Origin of the sequence: Streptomyces sp. CA2R106, assembly GCF_037034245.1 — a bacterium.
In the GTDB taxonomy this organism is placed as follows: Bacteria; Actinomycetota; Actinomycetes; order Streptomycetales; family Streptomycetaceae; genus Actinacidiphila.
The window spans coordinates 1-513 of sequence record NZ_JBAGKC010000172.1; the positions used below are offsets into that span (position 1 = coordinate 1).

A 513-nucleotide genomic window follows, 5' to 3' on the forward strand; every position below is an offset into this window, starting at 1 on the left:
AGTAGCACGCTCAAGACCCGAAGCGGAGTGATCTAGCCATGGGCAGGTTGAAGCGCGGGTAAGACCGTGTGGAGGACCGAACCCACCAGGGTTGAAAACCTGGGGGATGACCTGTGGTTAGGGGTGAAAGGCCAATCAAACTCCGTGATAGCTGGTTCTCCCCGAAATGCATTTAGGTGCAGCGTCGTGTGTTTCTTGCCGGAGGTAGAGCACTGGATAGGCGATGGGCCCTACCGGGTTACTGACCTTAGCCAAACTCCGAATGCCGGTAAGTGAGAGCGCGGCAGTGAGACTGTGGGGGATAAGCTCCATGGTCGAGAGGGAAACAGCCCAGAGCATCGACTAAGGCCCCTAAGCGTACGCTAAGTGGGAAAGGATGTGGAGTCGCAGAGACAACCAGGAGGTTGGCTTAGAAGCAGCCACCCTTGAAAGAGTGCGTAATAGCTCACTGGTCAAGTGATTCCGCGCCGACAATGTAGCGGGGCTCAAGCGTACCGCCGAAGTCGTGTCATT

The 513-nt window shown here is 56.3% G+C and carries 1 rRNA gene; it reads left to right on the forward strand.

The features are described from left to right. Positions 1-513: ribosomal RNA gene (locus tag WA788_RS35585) — 23S ribosomal RNA — on the forward strand; the annotation flags it as partial.